We start from the raw sequence: 14,000 nt of genomic DNA, 5'->3' as shown, positions 1-14,000 counted from the left end.
TGCTGTTTGGTTGATGGCGTAAATTTATTGATTTCACTTATTCTTCGGCGTAGTCGCAACATGGCGCGGCCGTACTGTGGCGCCAATCCTTGGGGTGTGAGGGATAGTAGGAGTGCGTGCCGATGTGCGCAGCTGACCCGGCCTCATCGCTAATGCGGTTATTGAAAGCGAAGGCCGTCATGAATACGGGGCGGCGATAGCCCTGCGAAACGTGCAGGGTTAAGCGGCTAAAGCGAAGGCTTCAGCAGGAGTTTTTGTCGTCGGCGCCTGAGGGGCGTCGTTGGTTGTAGAAGTGCATCCAGTCGGAAATCACGCGGCTGGCATGCCATAGCGTCTCAGAGCGGTGGCGATGTACGCATGGCTCCTTGAGTATCTAGGTGACGTGCCCGACCATGTTGTTTAGCTCCGGGAAGCGTAGCCGCGAACGAGCGCAGCGCAACCGCGGCTCTTGAAGATTCGGCGCCAAGCACGCTGCTTCTCAATTGGCCGAACAGACTCCAACGGTTTCTGGATCTCATCCGCCGATGACCTTGAACACAGTCATCGGCGATGTGTCGCAGCACACATCGCTTCACGCCGCCCGCACACCACCTTCTTCCATCTGCTTCTCGATCACCCCCGCAAGCGTATCGAACGCCGGCCCGATTCGCTCGTGCGGTACGCACGCATAACCAAGCAGCAGACCGCGCCGCGCGACCTCCTCGTCGCTGTAATACGCCGACAGCGGCCGCACGATGACGCCCGCATCGAATGCGGCGTTCGTGATGGCGCGATCGTCGGCCGTACCGGGAAGTCCCAGCACCAGATGCAGACCAGCCTCATCGCCCATCACGGGCAGCGAGTCGCCGAAGCGTGCGGCGATCGCATCGATGAGGATCTGACGTCGCTCGCCATACAGCGCACGCATGCGCCGCACGTGCGAGGTCAGATGGCCGTCCATGATGAATTCGGCCAGCACCGCCTGGTGCATGAGTTGCCCTTCGCGATAGAGCTCGGCCACCCCTGTGCGGAACGTCTCGACCAAGTGCTCAGGCGCGACCATATAGCCGATACGCAAGCCCGGATAAAGGGTCTTGCCGAGACTGCCGACGTAGATCACGCGGCCCGCTTCATCGAGCCCCTGCAGCGACGCGACGGGCCGGCTGCCATAGCGGAACTCGCTGTCGTAGTCATCCTCGACGATCCACACATCATGCTGGCGCGCGTATTCGAGCAGCGTGCGCCGGCGCGCGAGGCTCATCACCATGCCGAGCGGATACTGATGCGACGGCGTCACGAGCGCGAGCCGCGGCGGCTCCTTCAACGCGCGTCCGCGCGGATTCAATCCTTCGCTGTCGACGGGAACGGGGGCCAGCACGAGGCCGGCCGATTGCAGTACGCTGCGCGCGCCCCAATAGCAGGGCTCCTCGACCCACGCGCGGTCGCCCACGTCGGTCAGCAGCCGTACGGCAAGATCCATCGATTGATGAATGCCTGTCGTGATGATGATCTGATCGGGCGTGCACTTGACGGAGCGCGCGACGCGCAGGTAATCGGACAGCGCACGCCGCAGGGGACGATACCCGCCGCCGGGCGCGTACGTCAGCAGCTCGGGGTTCGCCTGCTTCCATAGCCGCGCTTGCAAGCGGCTCCACGTCCGTGACGGAAACTCGGTGACGTCGGGCACACCCGGCATGAAGGCTCCCCACTGCTTTGGAGCGACGCCTGCACGCGCGATCAGCTGCCGGCCGCGCGCCGACAGATGTGCGTGGGCCGGTGCAGCCGGTGCGACTGCCGGCGTTGCCGAAGCATCCGTGCCAGCATTACCGGCGCGCGCGACAGGCCGCGCACGCACGGCGGCGGTGTCGGGGCGCGTATCGGCGACGTAAGTGCCACTGCCGGTCGTCGACAGCACATAGCCTTCGGCCGTGAGCTGGTCGTACACGCGCAGCACGGTGTTGCGGGCGATGTCGAGATCCTCGGCGAGCGTGCGCGAGCTTGGCAGCTTCGTGCCGGGTGCGAGCTGGCCAGTCAGGATCGCTTGCTGCACGAGCCGCAGCACCTGCCGATACATGGGCTCCGTGGTGCCGCGTTCGAGTCGTGCGGCGAGCCAGTCCGACAAGATGATCGTATCCAAAGTGGTTCCCTTCGGAATAATGAAATGGCTCCGTCTCGTAGAGCCGTGACCGATTATATTGGATCGCAAATGATGTGCGGTACTCGCTTGTCGATGGAGCCAATCGGGGCGTGGTGCGCTGCATGGGGCCCAAGTAAGCGCTAAAGCGGCAACTTAGGCCGACCGCCGAACAACTCCCGGTAAGCGCTAAAGCGCTAACCGGGACTATTTCGGCATGGGGCCTAAGTAAGCGCTAAAGCGCTAACTTAGGCCGACACAGGAGACACGGACGATGAAAACGGACGAAGTGATCGTGAGCTTTCGCGGCGTGCGCAAGACGTACGACGGCGAGACGCTGGTCGTTAAAGCGCTCGATCTCGACATTTATCAAGGCGAATTCCTCACGCTGCTCGGTCCGTCGGGCTCCGGTAAAACGACTTGCCTGATGATGCTGGCCGGCTTCGAATTTCCGACGGGCGGCGAGATCCGGCTCGACGGGCAGCTGCTGAATTCGGTGCCGCCGCACAAGCGCAACATCGGCATGGTGTTTCAGAACTACGCGCTGTTCCCTCACCTGACGGTCGCGCAAAACGTCGAATATCCGCTGACCGTGCGCAAGATGCCGGCCGCCGAGCGCGCCCAGCGCGTGCACGACGCCTTGAGGATGGTGCGTATGGAAGGCTTCGCGAAGCGCTATCCGTCGCAGCTCTCGGGCGGCCAGCAGCAGCGCATCGCACTCGCCCGCGCGCTCGTGTTCGAGCCACGCCTCGTGCTGATGGACGAGCCGCTCGGCGCGCTCGACAAGCAACTGCGTGAGCACATGCAGTACGAACTGAAGGCATTGCACGAAAAGCTGGGCCTCACGTTCGTCTACGTCACGCACGATCAGGGCGAGGCGCTCACGATGTCGGACCGCGTGGCCGTGTTCGACAAAGGCGTCGTGCAACAGCTCGACACGGTCGATGCGCTCTACGAAACGCCGTGCAACGAATTCGTCGCGAGCTTCATCGGCGACAGCAATACGCTGCGCGGCACGATATCGGGCGTCGACGGCCAGTACTGCGAAATCAAGCTGCGAGACGGTACGCGCGTGGTCGGCCGCAGCGTCGGCCAGGCTCGCACGGGCTCGGACGCCGTCGCCTGCATTCGCCCCGAACGTTTGCGACTGGCCCCCACAGCGGGCCGCGGCCTGCACGGCAACACGCTCGCGAGCGAAGTGCGCGGGCTCATCTATTTCGGCGACCACGTGCGCATGCGCTGTGCGTTGCCGGAGCAGGACGAGTGCTTCGTGAAGGTGCCGCTCGGCACCGAAGCGCTCGATACGTTCGTGCCTGGCGCACCGGTCGCACTCGAATTCGCGCCCGAGCACCTGCGCGTTTTCGCCTGATGTCGGGCGATTTGCGCGCAAAGTGCGACATCGTTCGGTCCGTGTTTTGGCGGACACGAATCACCCAGAGGAGAACCTGATGATGACGAAGCTCACTTTCACGCCCCGCGCTTGCGCGCTGCTCGCCGCTGCCGCGGCCTCGACGCTGTTCGGGATGGCCGGTGCCAGCGCGGCCGAACTGACCGTCGTGAATTTCGGCGGCGCCAACGCCGATGCGCAGAAGGTCGCGTTCTACGGCCCGTTCGAGAAGCAGACGGGCAACAAGGTCACGGCCGTCGAGTACAACGGCGAGACGGCCAAGATCAAGGCGATGGTCGAGGCCAAGCACGTGAACTGGGACGTCGTCGAAGTCGAATCGGGCGATCTCGGCCGCGGCTGCGACGAGGGGATGTTCGAAAAGCTCGACTGGTCGAAGATCGCCAAGAAGGCCGATCTGATTCCCGAATCGCCGCGCACTTGCGGCGTGGGCTTCTTCGTGTGGTCGACGGCATTGGCCTATAACGCCGACAAGCTGAAGACGGCGCCGACGGGCTGGGCCGATTTCTGGAACGTCGGCAAATTCCCGGGTAAGCGCGGGATGCGCAAGGGCGCGCGCGGCAACCTCGAATTCGCGCTGATGGCCGATGGCGTAGCGCCCAAGGAGGTCTACAAGGTGCTGGCGACGAAGCCAGGGCAAGACCGCGCGTTCAAGAAGCTCGACGAACTGAAGCCGAATATCCAGTGGTGGGAAGCCGGTGCGCAGCCGCCGCAGTTCCTCGTGGCGGGTGACGTCGTGATGTCGACGGCCTACAACGGCCGGATCGACGCGGCGCAGCGTGAAGGCAAGAACCTGAAGGTGGTCTGGGCCGGCAGCATCTACGACCTCGACTACTGGGCGATTCCGCGCGGCACGCCGAATAAGGCCGAGGCCGAGCAGTTCATCGCGTACTCGCTTTCGTCCAAGTCACAGCAGGACTACGCCAAGCACATCGCGTACGGCCCGGCCAACGTCGCGGCGATTGGCTCGCTCGACGCGAAGACGCTCTCGAATCTGCCGAACTCGCCGGCCAACGGCAAGAGCGCCGTGCTGCAAGACGCCGCGTTCTGGACCGACTACGGCGACGAACTCGAGCAACGCTTCGCGTCGTGGGCATCGAAGTGAAGTGTGACGTGGTGAGGAGAATAGGGCGCGTATAGCGCTCGCATCTGCGCCGCCCGTGATACGCGGGCGGCGCAGGAAGCAGAAAGTTGCAAGCAACAAGCGGGGCGGAAGACATGACCGTGAACACGATGACGATCACCGGCGAGCCGAGCGCTCGTTCGACGGCTGCACTGAAGCGCGAATTGAAGGCCGCTCAAGTGCGCAAGCAGGTAACCGCGCTGCTGTTGATCGCGCCACTCGCGATTTTTCTGCTGCTCGTGTTCGTCGTGCCGATCGGCGCGCTACTTCAGCGTGCCGTGCAAAACCCTGAAGTGGCCGAAGGTCTGCCCAAGACCGTCGTGGCGCTGCGGCAGTGGGACCGCACGAGCGTCCCCGATGCGGCGGCCTACGCCGCGCTGGCGGCCGATCTGACTGCGCTCAGCGACGGTGAGACGCTCGGCGGGCTGGCTCGGCGCCTGAACGTCGAGATCCCGGGCTTTCGTTCGCTCGTGGCGAAGACGGCCCGCGCGATGCCGCTCGACGACGATGCCGGCCACGCGCTGGCACCCGAGAAAATTCGCGCGAAGCTGATCGAGCTCGATGCGCGCTGGGGCGAGCCGCACTACTGGCGCGCGATCGCGAAGAACGGCTCGCGCTATTCATCGTTCTATCTGCTGGCTTCGCTCGATCATCGGCAAGACGCGTTCGGCCGCATCGAGCGCACCGATCCTGACCAACGCATCTATCTTTCCGTCTTCGCGCGCACGTTCGCGATCGGCGCCGTCGTGACGTTGGCCGCGCTCGCGCTTGGCTATCCGCTCGCGTACTGGATCTCGACATTGAACGAGCGGCGCGCGAATCTGGTCATGATCCTCGTATTGATTCCGTTCTGGACGTCGATCCTCGTACGCGTGGCCGCGTGGATCGTGCTGCTGCAAAGCGAAGGACTCGTCAACCGGACGCTGCGCGCGATGGGGCTCATCCATTCGCCGCTCGATCTGTTGTTCAACCGCGTGGGCGTGTACGTGTCGATGACGCACATCCTGTTGCCGTTCATGATCCTGCCGCTCTACAGCGTGATGAAGTCGATTCCGCGCAGCTATCAGCGCGCGGCCGTCTCGCTGGGCAGCCATCCGTTCGCGGCGTTCTGGCGCGTGTATGTTCCGCAGACGTATCCGGGCATCGGCGCGGGTGCGCTGCTCGTGTTCATTCTCGCCATCGGCTACTACATCACGCCGGCGTTGCTCGGCGGACCGAACGATCAGATGGTCAGCTACTACGTCGCGTACTTCACGAACGTGACGATCAACTGGGGCATGGCTTGTGCGTTGGGTGGCTTGCTGCTGGCGGCCACGCTCGTGCTGTACGCGATCTATGGCCGCTTCACGCGCGCCCAGCCGACGCTTTGACGAAGCCTCTGGAACTGAGAATTGAGCCGACACCGTTATCGGAGCCGACGATGAAACTTTCGAAACCGTGGTTCGCGCCGCATACCTCGCTGACCGAACGCGTGTGGTACTTCGCTTTGCGCGGCCTGGCCGTGTTGACGCTGCTCTATCTGGTGCTGCCCGTGCTCGCAATCGTGCCGTTGTCGTTTTCGTCGAGCACGTTCCTCGTCTATCCGATTCCGGGCTGGTCGCTGCGCTGGTACGAGAATCTGGTGATGTCCGACGAATGGCGCACGGCGGCCAGGAACAGCTTCATCGTGGCGCCAATGGCGACGCTGCTGGCCACGGTGCTCGGCACGCTCGCGGCGTTGGGCCTTGTCAAGGCGAATTTTCGCGGCAAGGCGCTCGTGATGGCGATCCTGATTTCGCCGATGATCGTGCCTGTGATCGTCGTGGGCGTCGGCATGTATCTGTTCTTCGCGCCGCTCGGCCTCGCGAATACCTACGCGGGCCTGATCATCGCGCATGCGGCGCTCGGCGTGCCGTTCGTCGTGACGACGGTCGGTGCGACGTTGCAAGGCTTCGATGGCAATCTCGTCCGCGCGAGCCTGTCGCTCGGGGCGAATCCCACGCGCACGTTCTTTCGCATCACGTTGCCCGTCATCGCACCAGGCGTGATCTCGGGCGCGTTGTTCGCGTTCGCCACGTCTTTCGACGAGGTCGTCGTGACGTTGTTCCTTGCGGGCGCGGATCAGACAACCTTGCCGCGCCAGATGTTCACAGGCATTCGCGAGAACATCACACCGACGATCGCGGCACTCGCGACGATCCTCATCGTCTTTTCGACCTGCCTGCTGCTGGCGCTCGAATGGTTGCGTGGCAGGAATGCGGCGAAAGCGACCGGTTAGCGGTGGGACTCGCTGACTGCGCGATGTGCGCCATGCGGCTGGCGTATGCGATTGTCGAGCTTCGTGTTGCGGTGCATCAGTTCGTAGCCGCGCCAGCGGTACGCTCAGCGTTCCTTAATATCGCTCATCTCTCAATCATACCCATTCGTGGGCGAAGGAGCAGTGATGAGCGGCATCGGCGGCGTTTCCGAACTGAAAGATGTAGAACAAGGGTCTCGCGACACGCAGATCACGCCAACGGTGACTGCGCACACATCGAGTCCGGCACCTCAAGCGTCAGCGGCAATAGGGGGGATTCCTACACGCCCGAAGCTCGGTGGTGTCGGGGGCAATCGCCCGAAAATGAGCCTCAATCTCGGCGGCTTGATGAGGCCTCCGGCGATCCCCGGCGCGGCGACCCGGGACCACCTGCAATCGAACCTCGGGTCACTGCGAACGGCGATGGCCGGGCTGGAGTCGCATACGTTCCAGTCCAACGATGCCGCGCTCGACTACAAGCAAATGCAGGGTACGGGATTTACTGGTGAGCACGAGGGTTTCAAGCTCAGCAACGTGCCGTTGCAGGACGTCTTCATGCATGCGAAGCGGCCCGGGGATCAGCCGAGTGGCGAGTTCGCGGGCGACAAGCTCCATGTGAGCCTGGCCGAAGGTCAAGTCGAAGAAGGATTCAACGCGTTAAAGGGCCTGCTGTTCTCGCAGAACAGCCCGATCAACGAATGGAAGATCACTGACATGGGACGTGCCCCGGCCGGAGAGCGGGTCACGCAAGGCGCACAGTTGACGCTGTACGTGAAGCCCGGCGCGAACGGCAACTATTCGGCTCAGGATCTGAAGAAGCTCCAGGACTTTACCGGCCAGCTCGAGCACACGCTGAACGCCAATGAAATCGGAAGAGGCGCACGGCCGGAATCGGACGTGGCCCCGGACCACTGGAACTACGTCTCTTATCGCAACGAATTCAGAAGCGGTCGCGAAGGAGGCGAGGCACAGGCCGAGTCGCTCAAGAACGAGCCTTTCTTCAAGCTTGTGTCGGGCACGTAGGCGCATGCTCGGGAGGTCGTCGCATCGAGCGCCGACCCGATCCGTTTCGCAGCAATGTGACACAGCGACGACTCGCGTATTCCGCGCGACTCGTCGCTTCGTTTTTTTCGCTGCGCCATCGCGTGCGAGCAAAAAACGGTATTTCCGCTACCTATAGTCCCATTGACCAAACAGCGAGGATTCGCGAACGAAAAGGGGATTACCATGTTGCACAACGTTACCGAAAGCGAGGGGTCGTCAGGCGCTTCGCATCAGATAGAAAACGACGCTCAACCGAGCACGAGCAGCGAGTTGTCGATACGCTCGACACCGTTGGCCAGATCGAGCTCGCTCGGGGCGCTCCCGTCGATGCAACACACACAGACCGAGGCGCACGCGGCACCCGCATTGCGCGCGCGGTTGCCGCAAGGAACCCTGCATTCGTCGGCCGGCGCGCTCGAGACGTCGCGTGGGACGCAGGTCGACCACCCGGTGCCGGCCTCGCTGGAGCAGGCGCTCGCCATGCTGGGCCGCGTGCTGCCACCCGGGCCGCGTCCGTCGCCGGCACAAGTGCGGAATCAGGTGGAGAACGCACTCGACGTGGTCGAGCAGAACCTGACGGAGGACGAGCAAGCGGTCCGGACCACCACGCAAGCGCTGCTGAATGGCAACTTTGCTCACAACCCCGAACTCGCCAACCTGATTGCCAGCGGAGCAGGAGACCCGGGGTTGTTCGCCAAGTGGGCGACGATGAAGCCGCGGGACCAACAGAACGTGCTGCTGCGCTTTCTATCGGATGTGGCCAACAACAACTTCGAGAACAAGGCCTCGGCGGTGCTCACATCGTTGTTCAACATGACGGCCAAGTCCGCGTTTTGCGTGATGGCGATGACGACGGCGCGACAAGGCGCGGACCATGCGCTGAACGACGATAGCGAATTTTCTCAAAACGCACGGGCCGTGCTCGGCACGGCCGCGATGGTTGTCCCGATGGCCCTGCTTGCGGCCGGCGGCGCGAGGGATATCAACAAAGGCACGGCTACGACATGGTCTACGCTCGGACGCTCCGGGCTGTTGCTGGCCGGCGGCGCGTCGCTGGCGATGACGGCCGCGTGGGGCAACCTCGGCGCAGCAGGTGCTGACATGCTCGCGTTTTGCGTGGGCTACTGCCTCTCGCGTGACGTCGGTCAGCTTTTCGTTCGTACGCCGGGGCAGACGGGGCCGTTGCAATTCGCGCCGACGTTGGTCGCAGGCCTCGAATACGGCGGCGTCGAGGAGGGCGTCAATACGCTGATGTCTTACCACGCTCAAGGCAAGACAGGCAACGCCGACGCATTGCGCGGCGCGATCAACGGTGGCGGCGAGTTCTTCGACAACGTCAACCTGGAGGTCGCCCACCTGGTCGCCGAGGGCGCACAAAAGACCGAGGGCGGTATGGTCGGCAAGGCCCTCGGCGGCGCGAAGAACATCGGCAACATGCGTAACCGGCTGTCGCTGCAGGTGCCCACGGGGGCGGAAGTTACCAATATGCTGTTCGGCAGCTACGCGGGACGCGCCGTCTTGTTCGGCATCGCCGTGCTGGCCGCGACCAACTTCCAGATGAAGACGCCCAAACTCGATCCGCAGGCTGAAACCAACGACGGCAACGCGATGGGCGCGGCGATCCTGGCCCTGCTCTATACGGCGTTCGCAGGGATCTTCGCTCAGCGGGATCCGAACGCGACGCGCGGCGACGATATGGAAATGGGGGTTCGACGTGAAGGCCCCGAAACGCCGACGGCGAACTATCAGGCGATGAACGACGAAACGCCGCATTGATGCAGACTGCCGTCGAAGCTCGTCAGGGGCGTCACGCAGACGCTCCCGAATAAGCTCACCTTGCCGGTCGACGGCGAGGTTGTTTTCCTCGCGGCACGCCTGCATCTGGCGCGCCGCGAGTGACTACCCTTCACTCGTGCCCCGACGCCTGCCAAGCCGCTCCCTTTTCGACGCGAACGACCGCCGTTTTCAACGGCCGCGGAAACAGAAAATACGTCACGGCACCGCACACAGCGGCCGCAAACCACACCACGGGCCAAGACCACACGGCGATCATCCACGGAATGACGGCGGGCACGAGAAAGAACGCCGTATACATGAACGTGTTGGCCATCCCCAACGCCGTGCCGGCGCGCGACGTGCCCGCGAGCGTCGCGAGCTCCGCGTAGGCCACGCCTTGCCATGCCATCACGAGCAGGCCGGCGATCGCGATGATGATCGACAGCGCGGTGGCGCCATACCCCGATGCGACCAGCGCGTGCCACCCCGCCACGGCCCCGAGCAATCCGAACGAAAGCAAGCTAGTCACGCAGCACAAGCGAAGATATTCGCGGCGATTGCGTCGCTTGTCGGTCCAGCGGCCACCCAGGACGCGAAGCACGATGGCCAGCATTTGAATGGCCGACATCGTTGCACTGATGAACGGAATGCTTGCCCGGCCGTAGTCGTGCAGGAACACGGTCGCGAACGTGAGGACCGCGAACTGAGGAATGCAAAGCACGCCCATGCCGACGACGAGGCCCCAGATGACCGGATCTTTCAATGGCGAGCGCGGCGCGGCCACCGATGCGGCACCGGAGCCGATCGAATGGGGCGCGTCTTCTTTGGGCGGCTCGTAGACCCAGAGCCAAACGAACGACGTGGTCACGGCACACACGGCTGCAAGTGTGGCAAACACGGCGACGAAGCCCCAGCGACCTGCCACGTATGGCAGTACGGCTGCACCGAGCCCGCCTCCGAGTGGCACCGCTATCTGCCGGATGCTCATGGCGAGCCCGCGCTCGCCCTCGTCGAACCAGCTCATCACCGCGCGTCCGCTCGACCCGTTGACGCTCCCGCCCAGCACGCCGACGACCAGCATGCTCAGCGCCAGGTAGTAAAACGCAGGGACATACGCGCCGTGCGGGCTCGCCCACGCGGACATCATCGCCAATGCGGCGGCTGTCGTGCCCAAGCCGGTCAGCAGCACGCGCCGGTCGCCCCAGCTGTCGGTCAGCAGCCCCCACGGCAGCTCGCTGACGGCGATGCCGAGACCCAGCAGTCCGAGCACCAGTCCCAGATGGGCATTGTCGAGCCCGTATGCGGTGCGCATGAGCACCGCGGTTGTCGGGATGCCCAGGAATGCTGCGGAAAAGCTCGCGTTCGCCGCGACCCCGATCCCCAAAACTTTCCATCGATGCGACCGATTGCTCGGCAATGTCATGGTGTACGACATGCGCTTTCTCCCAGTTGATGAGATGCCTTCCAAAGGAATGCGAAAACGGGCCGAAGCGAGAGGACCGGGCGGGGATGTACAGCCTCGCCTGGTCGTGACAAAATTGTCCTGTGTCCAATCATATATTGGCATAGGACAAAAATGAAGATTGTGGGGAAGACTGCCGCGGAGATTTTCGACAGCGTCCGCACGCTGGCCCAATCGGGACAGCTGGGGCCGGGGCAGGCGCTGCCGCCGGTGCGCGACTTGGCCGCCTCGCTCGACGTCAATCGCAACACGGTTGCCGCCGCCTACAAGCGGCTGGTGACGGCCGGTATCGCCGTCACGCAGGGGCGGCTAGGGACCGTCATCCGCCAGCGGGAGGCGCCAGGCGAACAGGAGGGGTCGTTGCCGGACTCGCCGTTGACGGATCTGGCCGGCGGCAATCCGAACCCGGCGTGGTTGCCGGACCCGGTCGCGGCGCTGAGCCAGCGCCCGGGACGGCCCCGGCTTTATGGCGAAGCGCCCGTCAATCCCGAGCTCGAAGACTATGCACGCCGATGGTTGGCGGCCGATTGCCCGGACGAGTTCGAAGTCGACGTGACGCACGGTGCGGTGGATGCGATCGAACGCTTGCTCGCCGGTCATCTGGTGGCGGGCGACAAGGTCGCGGTGGAGAGTCCTTGCTTTCTGACCAGCATCAATACCGTTCGCATCGCGGGGCTGCAGCCGATCGGCGTGCCCGTCGATGGCGAGGGCATTCGTGCGGACGCGTTGGAGGCGGCGTTGTCAAAGGGGGCGCAGGCCGTGATCGTGACCCCGCGCGCCCACAATCCCACCGGCTGCAACCTCAGCGAAGCGCGGGCCAAGGCGCTGCGCCGGGTGCTCGCGCGGCATCCGAACGTACTCGTCATCATCGACGATCATTTCGCACTCCTGACAGACTCGGCATATCGCTCGATCGTTCCGCCTTCGACACAGCGCTGGGCCTTGATCCGCTCCGTGTCGAAAGCGCTGGGGCCCGATTTGCGGCTCGCCTTGGTGGCGAGCGATCGCCGGACGTCGCAGCGTTTGCGCTTGCGTCTGGCGCCCGGCACGAGCTGGGTCAGTCATTTGCTACAAGACATCGTGTGTGCTTGCCTGAGTTCGCGGAAGGTCATGCAACGTCTGGCCGATGCCAAGCTCGACTACGCGAACCGGCGCGCATGGTTGGTCGACGCACTGCACGAGCAGGGTCTGGCAGCGTTGGTGCCGGCCGACGGTTTGAACCTGTGGGTGCCGCTCAGTCATGACGGGCAGGCCGTGGTGCTTGGGCTGGCGCGGCGTGGTTGGCTCGTGCGCAACGGCGAGGTGTTCTGCGTGCAAGACATCTGGCAGGGCATGCGCGTGACGATTTCGAATCTCGATCAAGCCGGCGCTCGTCGCTTGGCGCAAGATATTCGGCGAAGCCTCGACGAACTTGCGTCGGCCGAGGCGCGTGTCGGTTGAGTCGCCTGCCCCATCTACGCGACTGCGATCACCCGATCGCTTCGATTTCCTAAATAGCCCCACCGAACGCAGAAAGCGGGCACCGTCGCACGGTGCCCGCTTTCTGCCGTACCCATCCGACGCGATAGAGCGCCCAGAGTGCGAAGCCGCGTACGCCAAATTCGGCAAGTGACGGTCGTCATGAGTTGCCGACTTCTAAATTTATGTCGATGCGCGATTATTCGTATTGAGTTATTCAATAAAATGCTGAATGCATATTATTCGATAGAATTATCATTTAATGTGTTCCGGTGAATAACGAAATACTACGATATTTGGCAGATGCATCGTGATAGGTATTTGCTTAACATGCATCGCCAGTTAAACCAGTTCCGCGCTGCCGAAGTATCGGCAGATCATCATGCTCGCCTCGGCTGTCGCGCTCAGATCCTTTCCTGGGGCGGGGAGGGATGTCGCCATGAAAATCAGTAGCTTGTGGCGTCGTGGATGGGCGTGAATCTTCGCTTTCGAATCATCGATTGGTAATGAATCTGTCATTGGGCTCGATTTGCCCAGGGCGGATGCTTGTCTGTTGAAAATGGAAACTTGAATTGGGAAGTCGTATTTCTTTATATTGGAGGCGGGAAAATGGCGGTCACTCAGGAATTCCTTTCTGAACAAAAACCTGAATCAGGCGATGCCGGTTCGGACATCTTTTCGCGTCTGGATCACGTGGTCAATCAGGGGTGGGCCGAGGTTCACGCGGGCAGGCTATGGAAGCACATCCGCGAGCACGGCATCGACCAGGATCTTTATCAGGCGCTGATGGTCGAGCTGTTCCACTACACGCGCCATAACTCGATCAATCAGGCATTTGCCGCGTGGAAGGTGTCGCCGGAGAACATTGGCCTGCTCAAGTTTTGCTACGAGCACGCCGACGACGAGCTCGGCCACGAGAAGATGGTAGAGCACGATCTGCGCGTGGTCGGTCTGCTCACGCCCGATCTGCTCGCCCGTGCGCCGCTGCCGCCGACGCAAGCGCTGATCGCCTACCTCTACTACATCGGCTTCACGAAGGGAGCGATTGCCCGCCTCGGCTACAGCTACTGGGCTGAAACGGCATACGACCACATCGCCGAAGTGCTGACGGCGATCCGCCAGCATCTGGGCTTCACGGACCCGCAACTGACGTTCTTCGTGAGCCACCAGAAGGTCGACGTGCATCACGCGAAGCAAGTGCACGACGCGATCGAGCGTTATGCGGTGAGCCCGGAAGATCAAGCGTCGGTGATCGAGGTCGCTCGCACGACGCTATACCTGACCGGCAAGCTGCTCGAAGCCGCTTTCGACGCCTATACCGCCGGCCGCTCGAAGGAGTAGTCA

At 63.0% G+C, this 14,000-nt stretch carries 10 protein-coding genes; 8 read left to right on the top strand and 2 right to left on the bottom strand.

Annotated features, from left to right (window positions below; genetic code table 11):
- Nucleotides 1-571 precede the first annotated feature (571 nt).
- Nucleotides 572-2,116 carry a MocR-like pyridoxine biosynthesis transcription factor PdxR gene (pdxR, locus tag D7S89_RS12970; RefSeq protein WP_121278088.1) on the bottom strand — a complete coding sequence of 515 codons (1,545 nt, stop codon included), beginning with the start codon at nt 2,114-2,116 and terminating at the stop codon, nt 572-574.
- A 271-nt stretch (nt 2,117-2,387) separates the two neighbouring features.
- Between pdxR and D7S89_RS12965 the strand changes: the two genes are divergently transcribed.
- From D7S89_RS12965 to D7S89_RS12940, 6 genes are all read left to right on the top strand, one after another.
- Nucleotides 2,388-3,482, top strand: a complete 1,095-nt coding sequence (locus D7S89_RS12965; RefSeq protein ID WP_121278087.1) for an ABC transporter ATP-binding protein — start codon at nt 2,388-2,390, stop codon at nt 3,480-3,482.
- A gap of 82 nt (nt 3,483-3,564) precedes the next feature.
- A complete protein-coding gene (locus tag D7S89_RS12960; RefSeq protein ID WP_121278324.1) occupies nt 3,565-4,623 on the top strand; it encodes an ABC transporter substrate-binding protein in 1,059 nt (352 codons plus the stop codon).
- Nucleotides 4,624-4,742: 119 nt separating this feature from the next.
- On the top strand, nt 4,743-6,011 hold the full coding sequence (locus tag D7S89_RS12955; protein WP_121278323.1) for an ABC transporter permease: 1,269 nt from the start codon (nt 4,743-4,745) through the stop codon (nt 6,009-6,011).
- Nucleotides 6,012-6,061: 50 nt separating this feature from the next.
- The gene (locus D7S89_RS12950; protein WP_121278086.1) at nt 6,062-6,898 is read left to right on the top strand and encodes an ABC transporter permease; all 837 of its coding nucleotides are present in this window, start codon (nt 6,062-6,064) and stop codon (nt 6,896-6,898) included.
- Nucleotides 6,899-7,063: 165 nt separating this feature from the next.
- On the top strand, nt 7,064-7,939 hold the full coding sequence (gene ospF / locus D7S89_RS12945) for a type III secretion system effector phosphothreonine lyase (RefSeq protein WP_121278085.1): 876 nt from the start codon (nt 7,064-7,066) through the stop codon (nt 7,937-7,939).
- A gap of 348 nt (nt 7,940-8,287) precedes the next feature.
- Complete coding sequence (locus D7S89_RS12940; protein WP_147426644.1) at nt 8,288-9,736, top strand: hypothetical protein; 1,449 nt, start codon at nt 8,288-8,290, stop codon at nt 9,734-9,736.
- A gap of 130 nt (nt 9,737-9,866) precedes the next feature.
- Here the strand turns inward: D7S89_RS12940 and D7S89_RS12935 are convergent, their stop codons facing one another.
- A complete protein-coding gene (locus D7S89_RS12935; RefSeq protein WP_220702145.1) occupies nt 9,867-11,171 on the bottom strand; it encodes an MFS transporter in 1,305 nt (434 codons plus the stop codon).
- Between the two features lie 141 nt (nt 11,172-11,312).
- On the opposite strand from D7S89_RS12935, the gene ptsJ reads away from it, so the two are divergent.
- Both ptsJ and D7S89_RS12925 read left to right on the top strand, forming a co-directional pair.
- The gene (gene ptsJ, locus D7S89_RS12930) at nt 11,313-12,638 is read left to right on the top strand and encodes a MocR-like B6 salvage transcription factor PtsJ (RefSeq protein WP_121278083.1); all 1,326 of its coding nucleotides are present in this window, start codon (nt 11,313-11,315) and stop codon (nt 12,636-12,638) included.
- 627 nt (nt 12,639-13,265) lie between these two features.
- Nucleotides 13,266-13,997 carry an iron-containing redox enzyme family protein gene (locus D7S89_RS12925; protein ID WP_121278082.1) on the top strand — a complete coding sequence of 244 codons (732 nt, stop codon included), beginning with the start codon at nt 13,266-13,268 and terminating at the stop codon, nt 13,995-13,997.
- Nucleotides 13,998-14,000 lie beyond the last annotated feature (3 nt).

The sequence above is a fragment of the Trinickia fusca genome (genome assembly GCF_003628145.1).
GTDB lineage: Bacteria > Pseudomonadota > Gammaproteobacteria > Burkholderiales > Burkholderiaceae > Trinickia > Trinickia fusca.
Note: the sequence above shows the minus strand (reverse complement) of the source record. Positions and strands in the feature narration are given on the sequence as shown.